The organism is Janthinobacterium sp. EB271-G4-3-2, assembly GCF_020858035.1.
GTDB lineage: Bacteria > Pseudomonadota > Gammaproteobacteria > Burkholderiales > Burkholderiaceae_D > Janthinobacterium > Janthinobacterium aestuarii.
On record NZ_JACYMG010000013.1, the window covers coordinates 154995 to 178486 of the forward strand.

Here is a 23492-nt window from a genome sequence, read left to right on the forward strand (position 1 = left end):
TAATGGCAGAACAGGCAAAACTTCCGCTGGGCAAATTGCTGATCCAGAAAGGCGTGATCAGCGAAGACCAGCTGCGCATCGCCCTGATCGAGCAGCGGCGCAGCAGCGAACCGCTGGGCAAGCTGCTGATCACCCTGGGTTTCGTTACGGAAGCGACCGTGCGCGAGGCGCTCAGCGAAAACCTGAAACAGGTCAGCGCGGACTTGTCGAGCCTGGTGGTCGACGCCATCGCCCTGAAACTGATCCCGAAGGACGTCGCCAAGCGCTACCGCGTGTTCCCCATCGTGTATGAACGGCAGGCGGACAATCTGATCCTGGCCATGGCCGACACCAGCAACATCGTCGCGCTCGACCAGATCAGCGCCATGCTGGTCAAAGGCATCACGATTTCCACAGTGCTCGTCAACGAGTCCGATATTTCGCGCGCCATCGACCAGTACTATGGCTTTGAATTGTCGATCGACGGCATCCTGCACGAAATCGAAACGGGCGAAGTCAGCTATCAAAGCATGGCCTCGCCGTCGGACGAGTACAGCCAGCCCATGGTGCGCCTGATCGATGCGCTGCTGGCCGATGCCGTGCAAAACGGCGCCTCGGACATCCATTTCGAACCGGAACAGTCGTTCCTGCGCATCCGCTACCGCATCGATGGCATCCTGCGGCAAATCCGCAGCCTGCACAAATCGTACTGGCCGGCCATGGCCGTGCGCCTGAAGGTGATGTCGAACATGAATATCGCCGAGGCGCGCGCGCCGCAGGATGGACGCATCAGCATCAAGTTTTCCGGGCGACAAATCGACTTTCGCGCCTCGGCGCAGCCCACCACGCATGGCGAAAACTTCGTGCTGCGCGTGCTGGACCGCCAGAAAGGCATCGTGCCGCTCGATGCCCTGGGCCTGGCCGAGGCGGAACTGAACTTGCTGAAACTGATGATCGCGCGGCCCGACGGCGTGATCCTCGTGACGGGCCCGACGGGCAGCGGCAAGACCACGACCCTGTATTCGATCATCAATCACATCAATACGGAAAGCGTCAACATCATGACGCTGGAGGACCCGGTCGAGTATCCGATGAACATGATACGCCAGACCTCCGTCAACGAATCCGTCAAGCTGGGCTTTGCCGACGGCATCCGCTCGATGATGCGGCAAGACCCGGACATCATCTTGGTTGGCGAGATCCGCGACCGCGAAACGGCGGAAATGGCCTTTGCCGCCGCCATGACGGGCCACCAGGTGTATTCCACCCTGCACACGAACTCGTCCATCGGCTCCATCTCGCGCCTGCTCGATATCGGCATCCTGCCCGACATCATGGCCGGCAACATCATCGGCATCGTGGCGCAGCGCCTCGTGCGTCGATTGTGTCCGCATTGCAAGGAAACCGCGATCGCCGACGACGTCGAGCGACGCCTGCTGGGCCTGGCAATAGACGATGCTCCCGTGTCCATCTGCCGCGCCGTCGGCTGCGAGCGCTGCGCGCATCAAGGTTACAAGGGCCGCCTGGCCATCATGGAAATCCTCAAGATGACGGCCGAACTCGATGAATTGACGGCCCGCCGCGCCAGTAGCCGCGAATTGAAGAACGCGGCGCGCACGGCCGGCTTCAAGGGCCTCGTCGACGACGGCATGCGCCGCGTGATGGAAGGCGTCACCACCCTGGAAGAAGTGGGCCGCGTGGTCGACCTGACGGAAAGGCTGGCCTGATGGCGCAATATGTCTACCGCGCCATGGATGCCGCCGGCACATTGATTCCCGGCAGCATGGAGGCGGCCAACGTGCCGGATCTGGAAGCGCGCCTGCACCGCATGCAGCTCGACTTGATCGACTGCAAGATCACGGGCCAGTATCTGGTGCTGCTGGGCAAGCGGGTCATCCACCGCCGCGATCTGATCAATTTCTGCTTCCACATGGAGCAATTGACGGGCGCGGGCGTCCCCATTCTGGACGGTTTGAACGACTTGCGCGAAAGCACGGACCACCCACGCCTGCGCGAAGTCGTCACGGATCTGATCGAAAGCATCGAGGGCGGCCTGCCCCTGTCGGGCGCGCTGGCCCAGCATGGCGACATCTTCGACGCCACGTTCACCAGCCTGATACTGGCGGGTGAACAGAGCGGCAAGATCGCCGAAGTCTTCAAGAACCTCTCCGAAAGTCTGAAATGGCAGGACGAGCTGGCGTCGCAAACGCGCAAGATCATCATGTACCCGGTCATCGTCGCCATCGTCGTGGCGGCCGTGACGTTTTTCCTGATGATTTATCTGGTGCCCCAGCTGACGGCGTTCATTCGCAACATGGGCGGCGAGCTGCCGCTGCACACGCGCGTGCTGATTGCCGTGTCGAATGTCTTCATCGCATACTGGTATGTGCTGCTGGCCTTGCCCGTGCTGCTGTTCTTCGGGCTGCGCGCGCTCATCCGCCGCAGCGAGGCGGCCCGCTATGCCTGGGACGGCTTGAAGCTGCGGCTGTGGCTGGTCGGACCCGTGCTGCACAAGATCATCCTGGCCCGCTTCGCCACGTTTTTCGCCCTGATGTATGCTTCCGGCATCACGATACTCGAATGCATCCGCCTGTCCGAAGGCATCGCCGGCAACCAGGTGGTGGCGGCCGGCCTGCGCCGCGCCGCCCAGCTGATCAGCGAGGGGCATGGCGTGACGGCCGCCTTCCAGCACACGGGCATCTTCCCGCCGCTGGTGATCCGCATGCTGAAGGTGGGCGAGGCCACGGGCTCGCTGGACACGGCCTTGCGCAATGTCAGTTACTTTTACAACCGCGAAGTGAAGGAATTGATTGAAAAAGTGCAAGCCATGATCGAGCCGACCATGACGGTCATCCTGGGCCTGCTGCTGGGCTGGATCATGCTGTCGGTGCTGGGGCCGATCTACGACACCATCAGCACGATTAAAACTTGAGACCCGAGACCTGAGACCGCCGTGTTCCGCAAACAATTACTCTACATCACCAGCGACGCCCTGTGCGCCTACGACTGGGACCATGGCGTGCTGGGCCCGGGCCAGGCCTTTCCCGCCAGCGCGGCCGGGCTGGACGGTTTCGCCGCGTGGCTGGAAGACCCGCAGGCGCACCGCCTCGACGTGCCCGCCTACCTGCTGACGGACTTGATCGAGGAAGATTTCCAGCGCCAGCTGCTGCCCCACGTGCGCGGCAAGGCGGGCCGTGCCTTGCTGGAGCGGCGCAAGCAGCAATTGCACCGCGACACGCCGTACCGGGGCAGCACCTTGCTGGGCCGTGAAAGCACGGGCCGCCACGACGACCAGGTGCTGTTCTTCGCGCTGACCAACCCATCCTTGCTGCAGCCGTGGACGGAGGCGCTCGAGCACTTGCGCGTGCCCGTGGCCGGCATTTATTCGACCAGCCTGCTCAGTATCGCGCTGGTCAAAAAACTGTCGATCGCGCATGAACACTTGCTGCTCGTGACGCAGCAGTCGGGCGGCTTGCGGCAAAGTTACTATGAAAAGGGCCAGCTGCGCTTTTCGCGCCAGACGGCCACCATCGCGCTCGATGGCGTGGCCGTGAATATTGCGCTGGAAACGGAAAAGACGCGGCAATTTCTTACCAGCACGCGCATGCTGGCGCGCGGCGACGTCTTGAATACCGTCATCCTGGCGCCGGCCGCGCAGATCTCCAAGCTCGAACTGCTGTGCGATAACGGCGTCGAAGTGGCGTATCACTTCATCGACCTGCAGCTGGCCGGCGAACGGGTGGGCTTGCGCCGGACGCCGGCGCTGGCCGATGAATTGCTGCTGACCTTGCTGGGCAAGCATCCGCCGCCCAGCCACTATCCGCCAGGCGCGCTGGCCCGCTATTACCACTTCCAGCGCGCGCGCAAGACGCTGTATGGCGCCAGCACGCTGATCGGCGCGTCGGCAGCCCTGTGGTGCGCGATTAACTTGCTTGGCGGCATAGCCGACGGGGCCGCCATCAAACGCCTGGCGCAGGAAACGGCGACCTATCAGGAGCGTTACCGCAGCGTCATGTCGACCCAGCCGCCGGCGCCGGCCAAGACGCAGAACATGAAAGTGGCCGTGACCCTCGGTCACATGATCGCCAGCCAGGCGCCGGAGCCGGGCCGGCTGCTGGGCATGCTGAGCGCCGCGCTGGACCAGGCGCCGCAGGTGGCGCTCGGCCAGCTGCACTGGCATGCGGGCCAGGCGCCCGCACGCGCGGCCGGCAATCAGCCGCCGCAACAGCAGCAGCAAGGTACGGGCGGGCCGACCGGCAGCGCCATGGCCGGCATTCCCGTCGCGCCGCCGCAGGCGCTGCGCCTGGAAGCGGACGTGGCCATGCCGAACAACGATTACCGCGCGGCCCTGGCCGCCATCACGGCCTTCGCGCAAACCCTGGCGCGCCAGCCGGGCTTGCAGGTGACGATCGAGGAAACGCCGCTCGACCTGCGCCCCAGCGCGGCCCTGTCCGGCAAGAGCGCCGTGCCGGCGCCAGCCAGCCAGGCCCGCTTCACCCTCTTGCTTGCGTGGCAGCCATGAGCGGCCCCGTCAAACAGCCGCCCCTGCCCGGCATGCAACGGACCGGCACGCCCGCGCGCGCCCTGCCCGCCTGGCTGGGCGAACTGCACCTGATACGCCGCGCCTTGCTGTGCTTTACCCTGACCATGCTGGCCGGCCTGGTGCTGCTGAGCCTGAGCATCGCCTACCGCGAGCGCGAGGCGCAGCAACTGGACCTGGCCCAGCGCACGCGTTCGGCGGCCGCCATGCTGTTCAACCACGTGGAGGCGGAGAAGCAGGAAATCCGCGCCTACGAACCGCGATTCCTCGCCTTGCGCCAGCGCGGCCTGATCGGCGAGGAAAACCGCCTCGCCTGGATCGACGCCATCCGCCGCAGCCAGGAACAGCGCAAACTGCTGCCGATCAGCTATGACATCAGCCCGCAGCAAGGGCTGCAAGTGCCATTGCCCATGGTGATGGGACAATATCAGCTGCGCGGCAGCCGCATGCGCCTGCAGATGGATTTGCTGCACGAGATGGATTTGCTGAACCTGCTGGACGATTTGCGCCAGGCCGGCTATTTCGCCGTGCAGGATTGCACGCTCAAGCGGCATGCCGCGGCCGGCGCGAGTCCAGGCACAGGCAACGCAATCGCTACGGGCGCCATGGCGCCCGCCCTGGGCGCCGAATGCGAGCTGCTGTGGCTGACCCTGGGCAGCACGCCCGTGCCGGGGCGGCCATGAAGCGCCCCCTCGTCCTGCGCCCCCTCGTCCTGCGCCCCCTCCTCCTGCGCGCCCTCGTCCTCAGCGTGCTGCTGGCTGGCGCCGCGCTCACGGCGCAGGCGCAGCCACCGCAGCTGGGGCGGTTGTTCCTGTCGCCCGAGCAGCGCGCCCAGCTCGACGCGCAGCGCTACGGCCCGCCGGCGCCCGATCCGGCCCTGGCGCCCCCCCCGTCCCCGCCGCCGCCACCGCCGCCCGCCCCACCGGTGGAATTGAATGGCGTGGTACAGCGCAGCAGCGGCCGCACCACCGTCTGGCTGAACCAGGAAGCGCAGAACGAGCCGCACAACCATCTCGCGCGCGACAAGTCGGGCACGCCCGGCACCCTGACCTTGCGCCTGTCGAACGGCCAGGTGCTGCTGCTCAAACCCGGCCAGCGCTACGATCCGGCCAGCGGCACGGTCACCGAGGCGCCGCCATGACGCCTCGCCAACCGCATCGCCAACTTCGTCGCCAGCGCGGCGCCGCCCTGTTGCTGCTGGTGGCCGTGCTGGGCCTGGGCACGGCCAGCCTGCTGATCAGCGCCTTCGGGCGCAACACGGGCGAAGCCGAACGCCAGCAGCGCACCCTGGCCACCCTGGCGCAGGCGCGCGACGCCTTGCTGGGCTTTGCGGCGACCAATGGCCGCCTGCCCCGTCCGGCCGCCTCCGCCCTCGACGGGCGCGAACGGGCCGCCGACTGCGCCAACGACGCCGAATGCAGCGGCTTTTTGCCGTGGGTGGCGCTGGGCGTGGATGGCCTTGATGCCTGGGGCAAGCTGCTGCGCTACAGCGTCACGCCGGAAATGGCGCGCGCGCCCATCGTCTCGTTTTCCGCCGTCGCCAACAGAGTCGTTGTCACGCGCGACGGCCGCGGCGCCATCTCCTTCGTGGCGGGACAGGAGCAGTGCGACGTCAGCGCCCAATGCCTGCCCGTCGTGCTGTTCTCGCAAGGCAAGGATCACTATGGCACGGCCGCCAGCGGCGTGCCGCAGATCAATATGGCGCGCGGCAATATCGATGAAGCGGCCAACGACAGCGCCAGCCGCAGCTTCATCACCCGCCCCGCCACCGACCTTGCCACGCTGCCCGGCGGCGCCTTTGACGACATGCTCACCTGGATTACCTTGCCTGCCCTGTACCAACGCATGCGCGCCGCGCGCAACCTGCCATGAGCGCCCTCCATCCACGCCGCCAGGGCGGCTTTTCCCTGATCGAGATCGCCATCGTGCTCGTCATCGTCGGCCTGATGATAGGCGGCCTGGTCACGCCGTTGACGGTGCAACTGGAACAGCGCAAGGTGGCCGAGACGCAGCAGGCGCTCAATGAGGCGAAGGAAGCGCTGACGGGCTACGCGCTGCGCTACGGCTATCTGCCGTGTCCCGCCATTTCCGCCACGAGCGGCCTGGAAGACCGGCGCGGCGCGCGCTGCACGGGCGAAAAACGCGCCGGTTTCCTGCCCTGGGCCACCCTGGGGCTGCTTCCGGGCGACAGCTGGAACAATCTGTTCCGCTACAGCGTCACGCCGGCCTTCAGCGACAGCGAGCAGCAGTTCGACCTGGGCACGCCGCGCGACATCAGCATCGTCACGCGCAACGGCGGCGCGCTGCTGCAGGCGACGGCCTTGCGGGACATCCCCGCCATGATCATGTCGCATGGGAAAAACGGCTTCGGCGCCACAGGCGTGCAGGGCCAGCGCCAGGCTGTGCCTTTCGGCAACAATGTCGACGAGCGCAACAATGCATCGAACGCCACCACCGTCATCAGCCGCGCCGCCAGCGGCCCGCAGCAGCCCGGCGGCGAGTTCGACGATATCATCGTCTGGCTGTCGCCCAACATCCTGTTCAACCGCATGGTGGCGGCGCAAAGACTGCCCCGCTGATGCCCATGCTCCGGCCCGCCCTCACCATCGCCCGCTACACGCTGCTCGAAGCGCTGCGCAGCCGCCTGCCGTGGCTGTTCGTGCTGGTGGCCTGCGCTTGCGCCGGCCTGGCCGGCTTCCTGCAGCAACTGGCGCTGACGGAAAGCGGCGCCGTGCAGGCGTCCCTGCTGGCCGCCGCCTTGCGCCTGGCCAGCGTCTTCCTGCTGGCCACGTTCATCATCACCAGCATGGCGCGCGAAGCGGCCGACCGGGGCCTCGAATTGCTGCTGGCTCTGCCCATGCCGCGCGCGGCCTACCTGCTGGGCAAACTGCTGGGCTACGGGACGCTGGCGGCCGTGCCCGCCGTGCTGTTCGGCCTGTTGATGGCGCTGTTCGCCGCGCCCGCGCAAAGCGCGCTGTGGGCCCTGTCCCTGCTGGGCGAACTGTGGATCGTCGCCGCCTTCAGCCTGCTGTGCGCGGCCAGCCTGCAGCAGGCCCTGCCGGCGCTGGCCGCCACCGGCGGCTTCTATGTACTGGCGCGCATGCTGGGCAGCCTGCAACTGCTGGCGCACGGCCCCCAGGCGGGCGAGTCATGGCCGCAGCGGGCCACGGCCGGCGCCATCGACGTGCTGGCCCTGCTGCTGCCCCGCCTCGACGCCTTTACGCGCACGGAGTGGCTGCTGTACGCGACCGGCGACTGGCAAGCCCTGGCCGGCGTGGCGGCGCAAACGGCCATCTATGTGGCCTTGCTGGCCAGTTGCGCGCTGTGCGATTTTTACCGCAGGAACATTTGATGGCCGCCGCCCAGCGTCCCTGGAGCAGCGTGCCGCGCCCCCTGTGCTGGCTGCTGGCGGCCTGCCTGCTGCTGCAGCTGGGCTGGCGCCTGGCGCAGCAGCACTCACCGGCACAGGCGCGGCCCCTGCCCGCCGCGCCGCCGGCTGGCGTGGCGCGCCTGGCCAGCCTGGGCGAACCGCTGGCCATGTCGAAGGCCATGCTGCTGTACCTGCAGTCGTTCGAGGACCAGCCCGGCGTCAGCCTGCCGTGGCGCGAACTCGACTATGACCGCCTGGCCGGCTGGCTGGAAACAGCGCAAACGCTCGATCCGCGCAGCCGCTACGCGCTGGTGGCGGCCGGCGAAGTGTACGCGGGCGTGGCAGATCCACAGCGCGCGCGGCGCATGCTGGCCTTTGTCGCCGCCAGCTTCGCTGCCGACCCGCAGCAGCGCTGGCCCGCCATGGCGCAGGCGGTGCTGGTGGCGAAGCACCAGCTGCACGACCTGCCGCTGGCGCTCGGCTATGCCCGCGCTCTGCGCCAGCTGGCGACTGGGCCGCACGTGCCGCCGTGGGTACGCGAGATGGAAGCGTTCATCCTGGAAGACATGGACCAGCTCGACGGCGCCCGCCTGGTGATCGGCGGGCTGATCGCCAGCGGCCAGATCAGCGACCCGCACGAGCTCGCTTTCCTCGCGCGCAAGCTCGACGAACTGGCCCAAAAGAAAAAGGCGGCGCCATGAGCCACCGTCCGAAATGCCCTGCGCGCGCGGCACCATTTGCAGTAAACTGCGATCCTGAAGCTGCCATACCAAGCACCAGCACTTTTTTCCAAGGAAATCCCATGCTCCCACGCCGCCAGCACGGCTTTACGCTCGTAGAAATCGCCATCGTCCTGGTCATCATCGGCTTGCTGCTCGGCGGCGTGCTCAAGGGACAAGGCTTGATCGACAGCGCCAAGGTGAAAAACATCATCCAGCAGTCGAATGCGCTGACGGCCGCCGTCAACGCCTACCAGGACAAGTTCCGCGCCCTGCCCGGCGACGATATCCAGGGCACCGTGCACGTGCCCAATTCGGCCGGCAACGGCAATGGCGATGGCCAGATCGGCGACGGCCAGCCGCGCGAATTCACCCTGGCGCCGCAGCACCTTGCGCTGGGCGGCTTCATCACCGGCTCGTTCAACGGCACCTCGCAATTCATGACCAGCGCCCAGGGCGGTGCCGTCTACCTGTACAACGACGAAGTGGGCGGCCGGGCCGGCAACGGCATCCGTTTCGACAACCTGCCCGAAAGCTACGCCGAGCAGATCGACAGCAAACTCGACGATGGCGTGGCCAGCACGGGCGGCGTCCGGGCGAACATGCCCTATGGCAATGCCGGTGCTATCATTCCCCGCACCGCCGTATTTTTCTGAGCCACCAGTCACTATCGAAGGAATACCATGTCACTGCACCGCACACTCATCGTCTCCCTGGCCGCCTGCGCCGCGCTGGCCGGCAGCGCGCAAGCCCAATACGTGGGACCGACGACCGGCCCGGCCGCGCCCGCCAATGTGGCCGCCATCCTGAAAAATCCCGTCGACGACCAGGCCGTCGTGCTGCGTGGCAACCTGCTGCGCAAAGTGGGCAACGAGAAATATACGTTTTCCGACGGCACGGCGGAAATCCGCGTGGACATCGACGACAAGGTCTTCATGAACCGCAAGATCGACGCCAAGACCCGCGTGGAAATCCGTGGCGAAGTGGAAAAAGATTTCATGGAAAGCCCGGAAATCGATGTCGACGTGCTGACCGTCGTCCCGTAAGCCGCCTTGCCATCCCGCCGCCATGGCGGGATGGGCGTCCCCCTCTTCTGTATGCCTTGCGCAACCTTTTTTCCATTCCAGAAACTAGGCTTGTCAGAACAATCAATTTCGTCTAGCATCTTTTCATTCAAGGTCAGCCAGCGCCAGCGTGAGCCTGCCTGTCGACTCATCCATTCTGGGAGCTTTCCGGGTGCAAGATTTGCCTTCGATACGCTCAAGAATTTCATGGCTGGTGCTTGCCTGGGTCATTCCGACGGCCCTCGTGTTTCTCCTGCTCGTGGCGCAAAGCTACACGCGCGAACGCGACCATGTCGTCAGCGAAACGGCGCAGGCGGCGCGCGCCGTCACGGCCGCCGTCGAACGCGACTTGAGCGGCGCGCAGATGGCCGCGCGCATCCTGGCCGCCTCGCCCGCCCTGCAAGCCGACGACATCGGCGCCCTGCGCGCCCTGGCCGGCAGCCTGCTGCAGCCAGGCCTGGCCGTCAGCGCCTTCATCATCTCCGACACCAAGGGACGCCAGCTGGTCAATACAGCCCTGCCCGCCAGCCAGGCGCCGCCCCCCTTGCCGCAGAAATGGGCCGCCAGCATGGAGCGCACGCGCGACTCCGGCAAGCCACGGCTGACCAGTTTGCTCATCGCGCCGGACGAGGTGCCGCGGCTGGCCCTGAACCAACCATTACCACGTGACAAGGGTGCCGCCTATGTGCTGACGGCGCTGTATCCGTCCGACTACCTGCCCCTGCTGCTGCGCGAGCTGCACCTGCCCACCTACCTGGGCGCGGCCATCGTCAATGCCGATGGCATCAATGTGGCGCGCACCCTGGCGCCGCAGCGCTATGTGGGCCGGCGCACCGCGGCGCCCCTGCTCGAGCAGATACGCCAGGCGCGCGAAGGCGTGCTGCGCCATGCCACCCTGGAAGGCCTCGACGTGTATACGGGCTTTCGCCGCGCGCCGGACGACGCCTGGACGGTGGCCGTCACCATGCGCACCAGCACGGTGGCCGAAGCCCTGCTGGGCTCGGTGGTCACCGGTTCCCTGATCCTGGCCCTGCTGCTCGGTGCCGGCTTTGCCCTGGCCTGGCGCGTGGGCGGCCGCCTGGCCCGCACCCTGCAGGAGCTGACACAGCAGATCCACGCGCTGGCGCAGGGCAAGCCCTTGCTCTCGCACCGCCACACGGACCGCGAATCGGCCGACATGGCAGGCGCCCTGGGCGCGCTGGAACGCGACTTGCGGCGCCACCGCACGCAGCTCGAAAGCCTGGTGGCCGAACGCACGCTGGCCTTGGAAAAATCCACGTGCCTGCTGGAAACCGTGTACGCGACGGCGCCCATCGGCATGCTGTTCGTGGGCCTGGACTTGCGCATCGTCATGATCAACCACTACCTGGCCGCCATCAGCGGGGCCAGCGTGGCGCAGCATCTGGGCCAGCCCGTGGGCGCCATGCAGTTCGACGACGCCGTGCGCGTGCAGGTCGAACGCTGCGTGCGCCAGGTGCTGGATACGGGAACGCCCATCGTCGACCTCGAATTGCAAGGCCATGGCGGGCGGCAGCGCGAGCATCCGAGTCACTGGATCGTCTCGTTTCACCCGATCTTCGGCCCAGAGCAGCAATTGCTGGGCGTATCGGGCCTGTGGCTGGACATTAGCGAGCGCAAGCGCAGCGAAGCGGAGTTCCGCCGTTCGAAACACCTGTTCGGCACCATCATCGAAAACATTCCGGCCATGGTCTTCGTCAAGCGCGCCGACAAGCTGAGCTTTGAAATGATCAACCGCCACGCGGAACTGACCCTGGGACGCTCGCGCGAGCAATTGCTGGGCAAGACCGACCATGATTTCTTCCCGCCGCAGCAGGCGTCCGCCTTCGTCAGCGCCGATCGCAAGCTGCTGGCCACGGGGCAGATGGTGGAAATCGAACAGGAGGCGATCAACACGGCCGACGGCACGACGCGCCACTTCACCACGCGCAAGGTGGTGTTGCGCGACGACGCGGGGCGCGCCAGCCATGTGCTGGGGGTATCGATCGACATCACGGAACGCAAGCGCGCCACCGAGGTGCTGCACGCCACCACCTTGCGCCTGGAACAGAGCGAGCGCTTCATCCGCACCGTCACGGACAACCTGCCCGGCATGGTGTCGTACTGGGGCGCCGATCTGCGTTGCCGCTTCGCCAATAATTTCTACAATGAATGGTTTGGCCGCAGCAGCGCCGAGCTGGCCGGCATCCACATGAGCGAATTGCTGGGACAGGAACTGTTCGACGTGTACGCACCCCACGTCGAGGGCGTGCTGGCGGGCCGGCCGCAAAGCTTCGAGCGCGACCTGCCCGACCCCACGGGCAAAGTGTGCCATACGTGGACCAATTACATTCCCGACCTCGACGACGGCGGCGGCGTGCGCGGCTTCTTCGTGCTGGCCTCGGACGTGTCCGAACTCAAGCGCACGGAATTGCGCCTGCAAGAACTGAACGAGCAAATGGTGCGCGCGCGCGACAAGGCCGAGGCGGCCAGCACGGCGAAGAGCGAATTCGTCGCCAACATGAGCCATGAAATCCGCACGCCGATGAACGCCATCATCGGCCTGGCGCGCCTGCTGGAAGAGTCGCCGCTGGAACGGCGCGAGCGCAGCTATGTGGGCAAGATCCAGATGGCCACGCAGTCGCTGCTGCATATCGTCAACGACGTGCTCGATTTTTCCAAGATCGAGGCGGGACAAATGGTGCTGGAACAGCGCCGCTTCCAGCTCGAACGCATGCTGGGCAGCGTCGGCGTGCTGCTGGCCAGCAGCGCCTGGGCGCGCGGCGTGGAGCCCGTGTTCGTGCTCGACCCCGGCGTGCCGGACGAACTGATCGGCGACGCCCTGCGCGTGGAACAGATCCTGATCAACCTGATGGGCAACGCCGTCAAGTTCACTTCGCATGGCGAAGTGGTGCTGGCCATCACCATGGCGGCCGAGGATGCTGCCAGCGCCACGCTCGAGTTTTCCGTGCGCGACACGGGCATCGGCATCGGCGCGGCCGAGCAGGAACACATCTTCGACGCGTTTTCCCAGGGCGACAGCGGCACCAGCCGCAAATACGGCGGCACGGGACTGGGGCTGGCCATCTGCCGGCGCATGGTGGAATTGATGGGTGGCCAACTCAGCGTGAAAAGCACGCTGGGCCAGGGTTCCGACTTCCGCTTCAGCTGCCGCTTCGACAAGGTGGCGCCGCCGCCCGAGCCGCGCGGCAAGGGCGCGTCCAGGGCGCTGTCGCTGCTGATCATCGACGACAACGCCAGCGTGCGCGCCATGCTGGAAGACTGGTGCGCGGCACAGGGCTGGCGCAGCCGCAGCGCCGACAGCGGCGTGGCCGGCCTGGCCCTGCTGCGTGCCCAGGCCAGCGGCGAACCGGCGGCCGATCTCGTGCTGCTGGACGCGGCCATGCCGGGCATGGATGGCATTTCCATGATCACCGAGGCACGCACCGACGAACACCTGGTGCTGCCGCCCGTGATCATGCTGGTGGCCGACCAGGATAGCGAAAACCTCGAACGCCTGGCCGACAGCCTGATGCTGGCCGGCATCGTCTCGAAACCGGCCACCCCGGCGCGCCTGCTGGCGGCCGTCACCGCCGTGCGGGATGGACGCAATGGCCGCAGCGCGCCATCCATGCTGCCCGTGTCCACGCCCCTGTCGGGCTTGCTGGAAGGCATGCGCGTTTTGCTGGTGGAGGACAATGAAATCAACCAGGAAGTGGCGCAGTACATCCTGCTGCATTCGGGCGCGCACGTGGCCGTGGCCACCAACGGCAGGCTGGCCGTCGACATGCTGGCGCACAGCCCGCAAGCGTGGGACGTGGTGCTGATGGATTTGCAGATGCCCGTCATGAATGGCTACGACGCCACCCTGGCCATCCGCGCGCTGGGCTTGCCGGACTTGCCCATCGTCGCCATGACGGCCAATGCCATGGACGAGGACCGCCTGCGCGCGATTTCCAGCGGCATGAATGCGCACGTGGCCAAGCCCATCGACGTCGACGACATGATCGAGACCCTGACCCGCCTGGTGCCGGCGCCCCACAGTGGCGGCGGCGGTGCCGCGCAGCCAGGCGGCACCGCCACTGAGGTGCTGGAAATGCCGGCCTCGATAGCCGGCATCGACCTGGCTGCCGCCCTGCACCGCTTCGGCGGCGATTACGGCGCCTTCCTGGCGCTGCTCAAGCGCTTTGAAAATTCGCAGGGCGACGCCGTCGAGGAAACCCGGCGCCTGCTGGCCGATGGCCAGACGCCGCAGGCGGCGCAACTGCTGCACCGCGTCTGCGGCGTGGCGGCCAACCTGGGCGCGGCCCATGTCGCCAGCTTGGCCGCCGAGACGGAGAAAACGCTGAAAACAGGGCGATCGCACGCTACGGCCGCCCTGCTGGAACAGCTGGAACTGGCGATGGCCGAAGTCATCGATGCGGCGCGCACCCTGCCCTCGCCACCGCGGCGCGGGCAGCAGGCCCAGGCCACGCCCGGCGGCGCACCGGTCGACCTGCGCGCCGGCCTGGCCGAGCTGCTCGTGCTGATCCGCAACAATAACCTGAAGGCACTGGCCCAGTTCCACGTCCTGCACCCCGCCCTGCAACAGTCGGACCGGGAAACGGCCCTGGCGCTGGCCAACGCGATTGAAACGCTGAATTTTTCCGCAGCGGAAAAACTCGTGCTCGATCAGCTGAAACGAGAGGAAAACAAGTGAGCTGGACCAACCTTGCCATGAACGGGCGCATCCTCATCGTCGATGACGCCATGGAAAACATCCAGATCCTGCACCAGCTGCTGCGCGAGGAACACGACGTGCTGTTCGCCCTGAGCGGCGAGAAGGCGCTGGAAATCGCGCACAATCAACTGCCGGACCTGATCCTGCTCGACGCCGTCATGCCCGGCATGGATGGCTATGCCGTCTGCAATGCGCTGCGCGAGTCGGCCATCCTCAGCGCCATTCCCGTCATCTTCGTCACTGCCCTGAACCAGCCCGAAGACGAAACGCGGGCGCTGGAAGCGGGCGCCGTCGATTTCATCACCAAACCGTTCAACGCGGCCGTCGTGCGGGCCCGCGTGCGCAGCCAGCTGACCATCAAGCGGCAGGCCGACGCCATGCGCGAACTGTCGCTGACGGACTCGCTGACGGGCGTGGCCAACCGGCGCAGCTTCAACGACACGATGGACAGCGAATGGCGGCGCTGCGCGCGCGACGGCATGCCGATGGCCCTCATCATGGCCGATATCGACCACTTCAAGGATTACAACGACACGTATGGCCACCAGGCGGGCGACCTGTGCCTGCAGCAGGTAAGCGCCGCCCTGCGCCGCTGCGCCGTGCGCCCGCCCGACCTGCTGGCGCGCTACGGCGGCGAGGAATTCATCATCCTGCTGCCGCAGGAAACACGCGACGGCGCCGAAGTGGTGGCCCAGCGCATCCTCGAGGAAGTGCGCGCGCTGGAAATTCCCCACGCCAGGTCGAGCGCCGGCCCGCACGTCACCGTCAGTCTGGGCGTGGCCAGCGTCATGCCCACGGAAGGCATGGACCCCAGCGCCCTGATCCGCGCCGCCGACGCCCTGCTGTACCGCGCCAAGCATACGGGGCGGGACAGATATTGCGCGTCGGAGGGGGAGTAAAGAAGGGGCGCGCGCACCTGCGTCGGCTTACGCCCTGCGGGCCAAGCCGACCTACGCCGACCTACGATGGGCTCAGTTTGCCGCTCAGGGATAGCAGCGCATCAGGAATTCCGCCACGCACACGGGTTTCGTGTCGCCTTCGCGCTCCATGGTGACGGCCCAGTTCACTTGCGCCCCTTCCGGCAAGTCGTCGACGGAAAGGATGTCGAGCCGCGCGCGCAGGCGGCTGCCCACGGGCACGGGCGCGGGAAAGCGCACCTTATTCAAGCCGTAGTTGATGGCCATGCGAATGCCTGCCATGTGCAATGCTCCCTGCAACATGGCGGGCAGCAGCGACAAGGTCAGGAAACCGTGCGCCACGGTGCAGCCGTACGGCGACTCGCGTGCGCAACGTTCCGTATCGACGTGGATCCACTGATGGTCGTCCGTGGCGTCGGCAAAGGTGTCGATGCGCCGCTGGGTGATGGTGAGCCAGTCGGAGACGGCCACGTGCTGCCCCGCCAAGGCCTGAAAACCGGCGATGCCGGCGATATCACGCATGGTGCTCTCCGGCCGGACGGCGGCCGAACATGCCCATGCCTTCGACGGTGGTCACCACTTCGCCATGCTGGTTGCGCACGCTCCACACGGAAATGACGATGCCGCGGTCCGGCTTGCTGCTCGATGGGCGCACTTCCTTGACCTGGTAAGTCAGCTGCAAGGTATCGCCCGCGCGCACGGGCTTGAGCCAGCGGATGCTGTCCAGGCCGGGCGAGCCCATGCTGGACGAATGCTTGAGCAGGTTATCCACCACCAGGCGCATCATCATGCCGCACGTATGCCAGCCGCTGGCGATGACGCCCTTGAAGATGGTCTTTTCGGCGGCGTCATGGTCGACGTGAAATGGCTGCGGGTCGAAATCCGTGGCAAAGGCGATGATTTCCCTTTCCGTCACATGGCGCTGGCCCAGGTCGATTTCCAGGCCTTGCGTAAAGTCTTCGAAATACCAGTGTTTCGGGGTGATGGCAGGCGATGCGGTCATGCGGTCTCCGTCGGCAAAAAGCCCGGCTGGGCGATAAAGCGCTCGATATGGTGCTCCACGTCGCCCAGGGTCAGGGCGATCATGGAGAGGCGCTTGAAATGGTGGGCGGCGGGCAATTCGTCCGTGACGCCCATGCCGCCATGCAATTGCACGGCTTGCTGGCCGACAAAAGTGGCGGCCAGTCCCACCCTCGCCTTGGCGGCCGAGACCGTGCGGCGGCGTTCAACCGCATCGTCGCTGTCGGCCTTGGCGGCAGCCAGCATGGCCATCGAGCGCGCCTGCTCCAGATGGATGAACATGTCGGCCATGCGGTGCTGCAAGGCCTGGAACTTGCCGATCGGCGCGCCGAACTGCTGGCGCGTTTTTAAATATTCGAGCGTGGCGGCAAAGATGGCGTCCATGGCGCCCACGGCTTCCGCGCACAGCAAGGCGGCGCCGTAATCCACTGCCGCGTCGAGCACGGGCCAGCCCTGCCCCGCCTGGCCGATGAGGGCGTCTTGCCCCAGCACCACTTGCACGAGGGTGACCGTGGCGGCGCGCTGGCCGTCGATGGTGCGGTAGTCGCGCACGGAAACGCCGGGCGCGTCGACAGGCACGAAGAACAGCGAAATGCCGTCCGTATCGCTCTGGCTACCGCAGCTGCGCGCCGAGACGATCAGCGCGCCGGCCTGGGCGCCATGGATGACGACGCTTTTCTCGCCGTCGAGCACGAAACCGTCGCCGCTGGCGGTGGCCGTGGTGGCGATATCATGCATATCGTGGCGCGACTGCCGTTCGCCCAGTGCGCAAGCCAGTTTCAGGCTGCCGCTGGCGACCTGTTCCAGCACAGCATCGTGGCCACCGGCCAGGGTCAAAAAGCGCGCGCCCAGCACGGTGGCCAGGTAGGGCTCGACCACCAGGCCGCGGCCCAGTTCCTGCATCACCAGCAGCATGTCGACGGCCGTGCCGTCGAAGCCGCCCGCGCCGGCCGGCAGCGGCAAGGCCGTCATGCCCAGCTCGGCCAGGGTGGCCCAGGCTGCATCGGACGTGCCGGTGGCGGAATGGATGATCTTTTGCCGCGTTTTAAACGGATAATCCTTGTCGACCCAGCGCCTGAGCGCGTCGGCGAATTGCTGCTGTTCCTGATTAAAATGGAAGTCCATGTCGTCTCCTTCTGGCTTACAGGCCCAGGATCATCTGCGTGATGATGTTTTTCTGGATTTCATTCGAGCCGCCATAGATCGATGTCTTGCGGTAATTGAAGTAGTACGCGGCCAGCGGCGCGGCCAGGTCGTCGCCGCCAGCGCTGTGCGGCGCGCTGCCGTCGAGGAAGTCAGGGTCGAACGGCAAGGCTTGCGGGCCGATGGCTTCGACCATCAGTTCCGTCAGTTGCTGCTGCAGTTCCGAACCGCGCACCTTCAGCATCGACGCCTGCGGTCCCGGCCCCTTGCCTTCGTCGCTGATGACGCGCAAGACCGTCATTTCCAGCGCCATCAATTCGATTTCCAGATGGGCCACCTTGGCCGCAAAGGCGGGATCGTGCAGCAGCGGCGCGCCGCGCTTGCTCTGCTGCATGGCCAGCTGCTTGAGGAAAGTCAGCTCGCGCTTCGAGCGGCCCACGGCGGCGATGCCCGTGCGCTCGTGCCCCAGCAAATACTTGGCGTAGGTCCAGCCCTTGTTTTCCTGGCCCACCAGGTTGCTGACGGGCACGCGCACATTGTCGAAGAAGACTTCGTTCACTTCGTGTTCTTCATCGAGCATGATGATGGGGCGCACGGTGATGCCCGGCGTTTTCATGTCGATCAGCAAGAAACTGATGCCTTCCTGCTTGCGCACCGTGCTGTCCGTGCGTACCAGGCAAAAGATCATGTCCGCGTGCTGGCCCAGGGTCGTCCAGGTTTTCTGGCCATTGACGATGTAATGGTCGCCGTCGCGCTCGGCCGTGGTTTTCAGCGAGGCAAGGTCGGAACCGGCGCCCGGCTCGGAGTAACCCTGGCACCACCAGTCGTCGCAATTCAAAATGCGCGGCAAGTAGTATGCTTTTTGTTCGGCGTTGGCGAAAGCCATGATGACGGGCGCCACCATGTTGACGCCGAACGGCAGGATCGGCGGCGTGGCGGCGCGCGCGCACTCGTCTTCCCAGATGTGGCGCTGCACGGACGTCCAGCCCGTGCCGCCATATTCGACGGGCCAGGCCGGCGCGGCCCAGCCCTGCTGCGCGACGATCTTGTGCCAGCGCACGTAATCGTCGCGGTTCAGGCGCAGATGCTGGCGCACCTTGCGCTGCAAATCCGCCGGCAGATGGGTGTCGAGGAAGGCGCGCAGCGTGTCGCGGAAAGCGCTCTCCTCGGCCGTGTAATGCAGGTCCATGTCTGTCTCCTTGTTCTTGTCGGTTGCCGTGATGACTGCACGCAAGGAAGCTCAGCGCACAAAAAAGCACGACCGTTCTCAAGGATTGTACAACAGATTGGGAGCGGCGCCAGGGGTTTTACCAAGGCTGGCGCGGAGAAAAGAATTTGACTGGAATTGGCCAGCCGCCGCAGGCGGCTACCGGCTGCGCAGTGGGGTGTTCAGTGCCGGAACCTTCGAAAACGCTTCAGCGATGAAATCCATGAATACGACGGCGCGCGTCGCAAGCAGCCTGTTTGCGACATAGACGATTTGCACCGGGACCGGAGGGGCGGTGTGCCCCGTCAACAGCAACTGCAAATTGCCATTCTTGAGTCCTTCCTCGAAAAGCCACTCCGGCCCATGTCCGATCCCTAGTCCCGCATTGACCAGTTCGCGCACGGCCTCTGGCGAGTTGACCCGCAGCCTGCCGGATACGGCCACTTCCGTATCCCGGAAGCGCCATGTGGCACCCGACGACAGCAGGGTATAGATCACGCAATCGTGGCCGCGCAGATCATCGGGCGTGACCGGGACGCCGCGTTTGGCGAGATAGCCCTTGCTGGCAACGAACACCCGCTCGAACAGTCCGATGCGCCGCGCGCGCAGTGCGCTGTCTTCCAGGTGGCCGATCCGGATTGCCAGTTCCGCCCCTTCATCGACGAGGCCCACATAGCGATCATTGATCTGGAGATCGAGCGCCAAGCCAGGATAGCGTTCCAGGAAGGCGGGGACCTGCGGCAACACGAATGCATGTGCCAGCGCCGTCGGGCATGCCACGCGCAGCAATCCGGACGGATCGACGTTCTCCCTGAAGGACGATTCCGACTCGTCGACGGCGTCCAGGATGCGCCGCACTTCCGCATAGTAGCGCTCCCCTTCCGGTGTGAGGGCAAGTTTGCGCGTTGAGCGGTGCAGCAATCGCGTCTGCAGATGCTGTTCCAACGCCGCCACATGACGGCTGACGTTCGGCTGCCCCAGGCCCAGGTCGCGGCCGGCAGCGGAGAAGCTCCCCGTCTCCACCGCGCGCGCGAAACATGTCATCAAAAGAAACCGGTCCAAAGTAATCCCCTTCCAATTCATGCAACTCGAGCATGAATCATATGCAAAGATACGATCTTATCGAATTTCAAGCATGAGCGCATAGTTCTTCCCACGGCAGGTCAGCCAATGCTGGTTGACCATGAATCACCTACAGGAGAATTTTATGTCCCGTTTACAAGGAAAACGCACGCTGATCACCGGCGGCACCAGCGGTATCGGCCTCGAAACAGCCAGGCAGTTCCTCGCCGAAGGCGCCCGCGTCATCGTCACCGGCGTCAATCCGGAATCCATCGAGAAGGCCAGGAAAGAACTTGGCGCCGAGGTTCTCGTGCTGCGCGCCGATTCCGCCAGTGTCGCCGCCCAACAGGAGTTGGCGCGCGCCGTCCAGGCGCACTACGGCCAGCTCGATATCGCCTTTCTCAACGCTGGCGTATCCGTCTGGAAGCCGATCGAAGCGTGGACGGAGGAAATGTTCGACCGTTCGTTCGACATCAACGTCAAGGGACCCTATTTCCTGATCCAGGCGCTGCTGCCAGTGTTCGCGAACCCCGCATCGGTGGTGCTCAACACATCGGTCAGCGCGCACGTCGGCTCGGCGCATTCATCGGTATATGCCGCAACCAAGGCCGCATTCCTGAACTTGTCGAAAACGCTATCGGGCGAACTGCTGGCCCGCGGCGTTCGCGTCAACGCCGTCAGTCCCGGTCCCGTCGAAACGCCGCTGTACGACAAGCTCGGCATCCCGGATGCCTACCGCGATCAGCTCAACAAGGACATTACCGCAACGATTCCGTTCGGCCGCTTCGGCACGCCGGAGGAAGTGGCCAAGGCGGTGCTGTACCTCGCTTCCGACGAGTCGCGCTGGACCGTCGGCTCCGAAATCATCGTCGACGGGGGCCGTACGCTTAACGGCTGACGTCACACAACGGCCGAACTATACGGATGCGCCCGCTCCGAATGCGCGAGCGGGCTTCATTTTCAAGGAGAGTATGCAAATGCCAGAAATGCGATTGACAGTTGTCAGCCACCCTCTATGCCCTTACGTTCAGCGGGTCGCCATCGTATTGCACGAAAAAGGGATCGCTTTCGAGCGTATCGATGTTGACCTTCGCGACAAGCCGGAGTGGTTCCTCGCCATGTCCCCGCTGGGCAAAGTGCCGCTGCTCCAGCTTGTACACGACAACGGGCGTCAGGCCACCCGGTGTTTGACGGCCTCGCACGGATAGCAATCTGGCTTCCACGGCCAGCCTGACGGATGTCAGGCAAGCCACAACATGATTGTTGCCGCCCGACTTGATGAACCAATCAGCCGCAATCAGCCATACATCAGCCATACAAATGCAGCAGCACCTGCACGGCCACGATCTTGACGATGGTCATGCTGGGGAAAATCATCGCATAACCGAGGTTCGGCCGGTCCGACTTGGCCAGGCGGTTGGCGAACACCAGCACGGCCGGGTTGCCCGTGGCGCCGGCCGCGATACCGAGCAATTCGGGAAACGGCAGGCGCAGGAAGACTTTGCCGAGGATGACGACAAGAGCGACCACCACCAGCACCGTCACGGCGCCGAGCGCCAGCATGGGCAAGCCGTCGGCGCCCACCTGCTGCACGAAGGGCAAGCCCGACGCCATGCCGACGGAGGCGAGGAAAATCGTCAAGCCATAGTTGCGCATGACCAGGTTGGCCGACAGCGGCAAGCGCCAGCTGATCTTGCCGACCCTGCCCAGGCGTCCCAGTATCAGCGCCATCACCAGCGGACCGCCGGCCAGGCCCAGGCTGAACGAGCCTATCCACGGCAACGGTATCGGCACCAGGCCCAGCAGCACGCCCAGCACCATACCCATGCCCAGCGAGACATAGCTGAACTCGGCCGTGGCCGTAATGGAATTGCCGAACAGCTTGCGCACGTCGGCCGCATGTTTCGCTGGCGCAATGGCCATCACCCGGTCGCCAAATTCCAGGGTCAGGAAGGGATGGGGCAGGATCATGGCGTCGCCGCGGCGGATGAACGCGATCTGCAGCGGGAAATCCTTCGCCAGATTCAGTTCGCCCAGCGGCACGCCGACGATTTCCGCGTCCGACACGAACACTTCCGTGCCGTCGAAGTCGCTGCGGTCCTTTATCAGCCGGCCCGGGTCCAAATGGCCCAGCGCCGTGCGCGCCGCTTCCACACCCGCCACCGTGCCCGACACCATCAGCGCGTCGCCCACGCCAAGCACGAGGCCAGGATCGGGCAAGCGGTTCTGGTGGCCCTGGCGCACGCCGATCACTTGCACGCCAGCCAGCGGGCCATCTGCCAGTTCGGACAGGGCCGCGCCCGCCAGTTTGGCTGCATCGATGGTAATTTCGGATACGACGATGGGCGCCGGCGGCGGCGTCAGCACGGGTTTTAGTATGCGCCCGGCCAGGTACAGGCCCAGCATGGGGCCGACGACGCCGAACGGATACGCGACGGCATAGCCGACGGCCGCGTCGCCATTGCCGTGCGACGCTTCCAGCGCCGCCTGCAAGGCGGCCGTGCTGGTCATGGCGCCGGCAAACACGCCGCTGGCCATGCGCAGCGAGATATCGATCCACTGCCCGCCCCAGATCGATACGGCCAGGCCACCCATGACGGCGGCAAAGGCGATCAGATTGTGTTTCTGCCCTGCGCCACGCAAGCCGGCGAAAAACTGTACGCCGTACTGCACGCCGATGCCATACAGGAACAGCAGCAAGCCGATGGAGCCGACCATGGGCGGCGGCACGGAACCGGGAGCAAAGGCGCCCAGCGCCAGCCCCGCGAACAGCACGCCGCCCACGCCCAGCGAAAAGCCGAACACGCTGATGCGTCCCAGCGCATAACCGGCGCCGATGACGAGGAACAGGGCAAGGATCGGCGTGGACTCCAGCGTGTGGCGAAATAATTGAAGCATCAGGAACCTTGGTCTGGGGATGACCCAGTTTAGCATGCACAAAAGCAACACGATGGCGATGATGACAAGCAAGCGTGCGCAGCTTTATGCCATAAAAACGGGCAAAAAAAAGCCCGCTGCGGGAGCGGGCTGAATCTAATTCCTGTGAGGAAGTAGAGGAGACAGGTGCATGATGCCGCATCGCAGCATAGCTATCCAATTGCATGTTGTGATGATAGAAATATGTTTTATCAATATCTGCCCTCCTCCTCGCGCAACGCCTGGCGTACGGCGGGACGCTCGCCGACGCGCTCGATCAAACGCCTCACTTGCGGGAAGGCCGACAAATCCACCTGCGTGTGCGCAGACCAGCCGAGGATGGTGTACAGATAGGCATCCGCAATGGAATAGCGCTCTCCCAGCAGATACGGCCCGCCGGCCGCCAATTGCCGCTCCACATAATCGAGGCGTGCGGCCAGGCGCGAGCGGGCCACGTCCTGCGCCTGCGCGCCGTATTCCGGATGGAACAGCCAGGGGCTGAACACCTTGTGCAGCTCGGTGGCGATGAAACCCAGCCACGATTGCAGCTGCACGCGCGCCATGGTGCCTGCCGGCGGCGCCAGGCCGCTGGTCGGCGCCAGGTCGGCCAGGTACTGCACGATCGCCGTGCCCTCCAGCAAGATCGTACCGTCGTCCAGCGCCAGCGCCGGCACGTACAGATTCGGATTGATGCGCGCATAATCGGCGCCCGTTTCCGTGATGCGCGGGATCTTGCGGATATCGACACGTTCCAGTTCCAGCGCGATGCCCGCCTCGATGGCCACGATGTGCGGCGACAAAGAACACGTGCCCGTTGCGTAATACAGTTTCATGATGC

21 protein-coding genes and 1 pseudogene are annotated in these 23492 nt (G+C 65.4%); 15 read left to right on the plus strand and 7 right to left on the minus strand.

What is annotated here, in order from left to right:
* The first annotated feature begins 2 nt into the window (after positions 1-2).
* The 13 genes from IGS55_RS23565 (at position 3) to IGS55_RS23625 (ending at position 15288) form a co-directional block, all read left to right on the plus strand.
* Complete coding sequence (locus tag IGS55_RS23565; protein ID WP_230517775.1) at positions 3-1706, plus strand: GspE/PulE family protein; 1704 nt, start codon at positions 3-5, stop codon at positions 1704-1706.
* Entirely contained in the window at positions 1706-2911 is a 1206-nt protein-coding gene (locus tag IGS55_RS23570) for a type II secretion system F family protein (protein ID WP_230517774.1), read from the plus strand. The genes IGS55_RS23565 and IGS55_RS23570 overlap by 1 nt, the downstream gene beginning before the upstream one ends.
* A 21-nt stretch (positions 2912-2932) precedes the next feature.
* Positions 2933-4501 carry a hypothetical protein gene (locus IGS55_RS23575; protein WP_230517773.1) on the plus strand — a complete coding sequence of 523 codons (1569 nt, stop codon included), beginning with the start codon at positions 2933-2935 and terminating at the stop codon, positions 4499-4501.
* On the plus strand, positions 4498-5202 hold the full coding sequence (locus tag IGS55_RS23580) for a hypothetical protein (RefSeq protein ID WP_230517772.1): 705 nt from the start codon (positions 4498-4500) through the stop codon (positions 5200-5202). The genes IGS55_RS23575 and IGS55_RS23580 overlap by 4 nt, the downstream gene beginning before the upstream one ends.
* The gene (locus IGS55_RS23585) at positions 5199-5660 is read left to right on the plus strand and encodes a hypothetical protein (protein WP_230517771.1); all 462 of its coding nucleotides are present in this window, start codon (positions 5199-5201) and stop codon (positions 5658-5660) included. The genes IGS55_RS23580 and IGS55_RS23585 overlap by 4 nt, the downstream gene beginning before the upstream one ends.
* Positions 5657-6391 (plus strand): hypothetical protein, encoded by a 735-nt coding sequence (locus IGS55_RS23590; RefSeq protein ID WP_230517770.1) that lies wholly within the window; start codon positions 5657-5659, stop codon positions 6389-6391. The genes IGS55_RS23585 and IGS55_RS23590 overlap by 4 nt, the downstream gene beginning before the upstream one ends.
* Complete coding sequence (locus tag IGS55_RS23595; RefSeq protein WP_230517769.1) at positions 6388-7098, plus strand: type II secretion system protein; 711 nt, start codon at positions 6388-6390, stop codon at positions 7096-7098. The genes IGS55_RS23590 and IGS55_RS23595 overlap by 4 nt, the downstream gene beginning before the upstream one ends.
* Positions 7098-7871 (plus strand): ABC transporter permease, encoded by a 774-nt coding sequence (locus tag IGS55_RS23600; RefSeq protein ID WP_230517768.1) that lies wholly within the window; start codon positions 7098-7100, stop codon positions 7869-7871. Before IGS55_RS23595 ends, IGS55_RS23600 begins: the two co-directional genes overlap by 1 nt.
* Positions 7871-8590 (plus strand): hypothetical protein, encoded by a 720-nt coding sequence (locus tag IGS55_RS23605; protein WP_230517767.1) that lies wholly within the window; start codon positions 7871-7873, stop codon positions 8588-8590. The genes IGS55_RS23600 and IGS55_RS23605 overlap by 1 nt, the downstream gene beginning before the upstream one ends.
* A 101-nt stretch (positions 8591-8691) precedes the next feature.
* Positions 8692-9264: a prepilin-type N-terminal cleavage/methylation domain-containing protein gene (locus IGS55_RS23610; protein WP_230517766.1), complete on the plus strand. Its 573-nt coding sequence runs from the start codon at positions 8692-8694 to the stop codon at positions 9262-9264.
* 27 nt (positions 9265-9291) lie between these two features.
* Complete coding sequence (locus IGS55_RS23615) at positions 9292-9654, plus strand: YgiW/YdeI family stress tolerance OB fold protein (protein WP_128142801.1); 363 nt, start codon at positions 9292-9294, stop codon at positions 9652-9654.
* Between the two features lie 232 nt (positions 9655-9886).
* Positions 9887-14368, plus strand: a complete 4482-nt coding sequence (locus IGS55_RS23620; RefSeq protein WP_230517765.1) for a PAS domain-containing protein — start codon at positions 9887-9889, stop codon at positions 14366-14368.
* Positions 14365-15288: a diguanylate cyclase domain-containing protein gene (locus IGS55_RS23625; RefSeq protein WP_230517763.1), complete on the plus strand. Its 924-nt coding sequence runs from the start codon at positions 14365-14367 to the stop codon at positions 15286-15288. Before IGS55_RS23620 ends, IGS55_RS23625 begins: the two co-directional genes overlap by 4 nt.
* An 84-nt stretch (positions 15289-15372) precedes the next feature.
* Here the strand turns inward: IGS55_RS23625 and IGS55_RS23630 are convergent, their stop codons facing one another.
* The 5 genes from IGS55_RS23630 to IGS55_RS23650 form a co-directional block, all read right to left on the minus strand.
* Complete coding sequence (locus IGS55_RS23630; protein WP_230517762.1) at positions 15373-15828, minus strand: MaoC family dehydratase; 456 nt, start codon at positions 15826-15828, stop codon at positions 15373-15375.
* On the minus strand, positions 15821-16309 hold the full coding sequence (locus tag IGS55_RS23635; protein WP_230517760.1) for a MaoC family dehydratase: 489 nt from the start codon (positions 16307-16309) through the stop codon (positions 15821-15823). Before IGS55_RS23635 ends, IGS55_RS23630 begins: the two co-directional genes overlap by 8 nt.
* Positions 16306-17451 carry an acyl-CoA dehydrogenase family protein gene (locus IGS55_RS23640; RefSeq protein ID WP_230517759.1) on the minus strand — a complete coding sequence of 382 codons (1146 nt, stop codon included), beginning with the start codon at positions 17449-17451 and terminating at the stop codon, positions 16306-16308. Before IGS55_RS23640 ends, IGS55_RS23635 begins: the two co-directional genes overlap by 4 nt.
* A 16-nt stretch (positions 17452-17467) precedes the next feature.
* Positions 17468-18658 (minus strand): acyl-CoA dehydrogenase family protein, encoded by a 1191-nt coding sequence (locus tag IGS55_RS23645; RefSeq protein WP_230517758.1) that lies wholly within the window; start codon positions 18656-18658, stop codon positions 17468-17470.
* A gap of 177 nt (positions 18659-18835) precedes the next feature.
* The gene (locus IGS55_RS23650) at positions 18836-19759 is read right to left on the minus strand and encodes a LysR family transcriptional regulator (protein WP_230517757.1); all 924 of its coding nucleotides are present in this window, start codon (positions 19757-19759) and stop codon (positions 18836-18838) included.
* Between the two features lie 124 nt (positions 19760-19883).
* Between IGS55_RS23650 and IGS55_RS23655 the strand changes: the two genes are divergently transcribed.
* On the plus strand, positions 19884-20636 hold the full coding sequence (locus IGS55_RS23655) for an SDR family oxidoreductase (protein ID WP_230517756.1): 753 nt from the start codon (positions 19884-19886) through the stop codon (positions 20634-20636).
* 88 nt (positions 20637-20724) lie between these two features.
* A pseudogene (locus IGS55_RS23660) lies at positions 20725-20892 on the plus strand (glutathione S-transferase family protein); the annotation flags it as partial.
* 154 nt (positions 20893-21046) lie between these two features.
* Here the strand turns inward: IGS55_RS23660 and IGS55_RS23665 are convergent.
* Complete coding sequence (locus IGS55_RS23665) at positions 21047-22636, minus strand: aspartate:alanine exchanger family transporter (RefSeq protein ID WP_230517755.1); 1590 nt, start codon at positions 22634-22636, stop codon at positions 21047-21049.
* A 230-nt stretch (positions 22637-22866) separates the two neighbouring features.
* On the minus strand, positions 22867-23487 hold the full coding sequence (gene gstA, locus IGS55_RS23670) for a glutathione transferase GstA (RefSeq protein WP_230517754.1): 621 nt from the start codon (positions 23485-23487) through the stop codon (positions 22867-22869).
* Positions 23488-23492 lie beyond the last annotated feature (5 nt).

Bases quoted from the DNA above. Each gene is read 5' to 3' on its own strand.
- IGS55_RS23565 (WP_230517775.1), top strand. From the start codon at position 3: ATGGCAGAACAGGCAAAACTTCCGCTGGGCAAATTGCTGATCCAGAAA.
- IGS55_RS23570 (WP_230517774.1), top strand. From the start codon at position 1,706: ATGGCGCAATATGTCTACCGCGCCATGGATGCCGCCGGCACATTGATT.
- IGS55_RS23580 (WP_230517772.1), top strand. From the start codon at position 4,498: ATGAGCGGCCCCGTCAAACAGCCGCCCCTGCCCGGCATGCAACGGACC.
- IGS55_RS23585 (WP_230517771.1), top strand. From the start codon at position 5,199: ATGAAGCGCCCCCTCGTCCTGCGCCCCCTCGTCCTGCGCCCCCTCCTC.
- IGS55_RS23590 (WP_230517770.1), top strand. From the start codon at position 5,657: ATGACGCCTCGCCAACCGCATCGCCAACTTCGTCGCCAGCGCGGCGCC.
- IGS55_RS23595 (WP_230517769.1), top strand. From the start codon at position 6,388: ATGAGCGCCCTCCATCCACGCCGCCAGGGCGGCTTTTCCCTGATCGAG.
- IGS55_RS23600 (WP_230517768.1), top strand. From the start codon at position 7,098: ATGCCCATGCTCCGGCCCGCCCTCACCATCGCCCGCTACACGCTGCTC.
- IGS55_RS23605 (WP_230517767.1), top strand. From the start codon at position 7,871: ATGGCCGCCGCCCAGCGTCCCTGGAGCAGCGTGCCGCGCCCCCTGTGC.
- IGS55_RS23610 (WP_230517766.1), top strand. From the start codon at position 8,692: ATGCTCCCACGCCGCCAGCACGGCTTTACGCTCGTAGAAATCGCCATC.
- IGS55_RS23615 (WP_128142801.1), top strand. From the start codon at position 9,292: ATGTCACTGCACCGCACACTCATCGTCTCCCTGGCCGCCTGCGCCGCG.
- IGS55_RS23630 (WP_230517762.1), bottom strand. From the start codon at position 15,828: ATGCGTGATATCGCCGGCATCGCCGGTTTTCAGGCCTTGGCGGGGCAG.
- IGS55_RS23635 (WP_230517760.1), bottom strand. From the start codon at position 16,309: ATGACCGCATCGCCTGCCATCACCCCGAAACACTGGTATTTCGAAGAC.
- IGS55_RS23640 (WP_230517759.1), bottom strand. From the start codon at position 17,451: ATGGACTTCCATTTTAATCAGGAACAGCAGCAATTCGCCGACGCGCTC.
- IGS55_RS23645 (WP_230517758.1), bottom strand. From the start codon at position 18,658: ATGGACCTGCATTACACGGCCGAGGAGAGCGCTTTCCGCGACACGCTG.
- IGS55_RS23650 (WP_230517757.1), bottom strand. From the start codon at position 19,759: ATGAATTGGAAGGGGATTACTTTGGACCGGTTTCTTTTGATGACATGT.
- IGS55_RS23655 (WP_230517756.1), top strand. From the start codon at position 19,884: ATGTCCCGTTTACAAGGAAAACGCACGCTGATCACCGGCGGCACCAGC.
- IGS55_RS23665 (WP_230517755.1), bottom strand. From the start codon at position 22,636: ATGCTTCAATTATTTCGCCACACGCTGGAGTCCACGCCGATCCTTGCC.
- gstA (WP_230517754.1), bottom strand. From the start codon at position 23,487: ATGAAACTGTATTACGCAACGGGCACGTGTTCTTTGTCGCCGCACATC.